Annotated in this window: 2 protein-coding genes; one reads left to right on the forward strand and one right to left on the reverse strand. The window is 68.7% G+C overall.

What is annotated here, in order from left to right; translation table 11 throughout:
• Positions 1-220: 220 nt before the first annotated feature.
• Positions 221-1,015 (forward strand): IS5 family transposase, encoded by a 795-nt coding sequence (locus ACFW2Y_RS35720; protein ID WP_384887890.1) that lies wholly within the window; start codon positions 221-223, stop codon positions 1,013-1,015.
• On the opposite strand, the gene ACFW2Y_RS35725 is transcribed toward ACFW2Y_RS35720, so the two are convergent.
• Positions 963-1,490, reverse strand: a complete 528-nt coding sequence (locus ACFW2Y_RS35725) for a hypothetical protein (protein ID WP_384887892.1) — start codon at positions 1,488-1,490, stop codon at positions 963-965. The two genes, ACFW2Y_RS35720 and ACFW2Y_RS35725, sit on opposite strands and share 53 nt — an antisense overlap.
• Positions 1,491-1,699 lie beyond the last annotated feature (209 nt).

The following is a 1,699-nucleotide window of genomic DNA, read 5'->3' on the forward strand; positions in this document are numbered from 1 at the left end:
CAGTTGCACACGAGTCACCCAAGAAGGTCTACCTGCCCAGGACTCGCCACGCAGGCAAAACCCACAGATTGATCACGACCCAATACGCTCCCTAGTGTCGTTGTTGTACGTGTCCGAACCCGTTGAGTTCAACTCGGCTGCTCCATCGTGTGACTGCCTCGCGCATGTGTACGGCAATGCGGCCGATCATCCGGACCGGGAACGCCGGTATACCTCCGACATGACGGACGCGGAGTGGGCGGCCATCCGGCCGCTGCTGCCGGTGCCGGCCTGGCTCCAGGGCCGGGGCGGACAGCCTGAGGGCTATTGCCACCGCCAGATGCTGGACGCGATCCGCTACCTGGTCGCGGGCGGGATCTCCTGGCGTGCGATGCCCGCGGACTTCCCCGCGTGGGGCCGGGTCTACGCCTTCTTCCGCCGCTGGCGCGAGCACGGGCTGATCACCGAGTTCCACGACCGGCTGCGCGGACGGGTGCGTGAACGCGAGGGCCGTGAGGCCGAGCCCACGGCGGGGATCATCGACACGCAGTCGGTGAAGGCCGCGGCCTCGGTGCCGTCCGTCTCACGCGGCTACGACGGCGGGAAGAAGGTTCCGGGCCGCAAGCGGCACATCGTGACCGATACCCTCGGTCTGCTCCTGGTCGTCGCGGTCACCGCCGCGAACATCGGCGACCGGGACGCCGCGACGGGCCTGCTGACCCGGTTGCGGCGTCTGCACCGCGACATCATCCTCGTCTGGGCCGACGGCGGCTACACCGGCGGCCTCGTCGACTGGGCACGGGAGAAACTCGCCCTGACCTTGGAGATCGTCAAGCGCACCGACGACATGACAGGGTTCGTGGTGCTGCCCAGGCGCTGGGTGGCAGAACGAACGTTCGCGTGGCTGATGCATTCGCGCCGTCTGGCCCGGGACTACGAGACCCTGCCCGCCACCAGCGAGGCGATGATCCGGTGGTCGATGGTCACGCGGATGAGCCGGCGTCTGGCACGGCCACGGGCCGCCGACCGGCACTGAACGCCCCCGACGCCTCCAGGAGGAGCCACCCGCGCTCGGCCAGACGCCGGGCCTTTGAGCGCACCCCCTCGACCTTCGCCGACGATGTCTCCAAGCCCAGCCGAGCCGTGATCTCCCTGGCTTTCAGCGGCTGCTGGCCCGCGGGCCGCCGCTCGTCGAACACGCCCATAATCCGCTGGTAGTCCGGTGCCAGCACCGTCACCGGCAGTCCCTCGCGCCACGGCGGCACGATCGAGCCCGGCACCGGTGCGGGCGAGGACACGGATTCCGCGTCCGACTCGGTCACGGCGGTGCTCTCGGCAGCCGAGGCCGCCAGGACCTCGACCAGCTCCTCCCGCGCGATCACCCGCCGGTCCAGCTCGATCTCCGCGGCCTCCAACACCCCAGCCAGCCGCGCGGCTTCCTCCCGAAGCCCCTCCACCCGCACCCGGGCCGCTGCCTCCCGCTCCTCCAGCATTCCCAGCACCGACGCCATCGCGCACCCCTCGATCACGGAGCCGAAACAAGACGCCGCATGCCTCCCTCACCCTGAGCTAGACCATGCCTGACCAGCAGAAATCAAGCGATCACGTTCGGTTGAGATACGGCTTCTCAGCTTGGCGTTTATCCGCGGCGAGCTTGGTGTTCCTTGATCGACTCAGCGCGTTTGACCGTCTTTCCGACGTCGTGGTGCTTGGCTCGGTG

Source organism: Streptomyces sp. NPDC058877 (assembly GCF_042742855.1).
GTDB lineage: Bacteria > Actinomycetota > Actinomycetes > Streptomycetales > Streptomycetaceae > Streptomyces.

Excerpts from the sequence above, each read along its gene's own strand:
- ACFW2Y_RS35720 (WP_384887890.1), top strand. The coding sequence starts at position 221 with ATGACGGACGCGGAGTGGGCGGCCATCCGGCCGCTGCTGCCGGTGCCG.
- ACFW2Y_RS35725 (WP_384887892.1), bottom strand. The coding sequence starts at position 1,490 with ATGGCGTCGGTGCTGGGAATGCTGGAGGAGCGGGAGGCAGCGGCCCGG.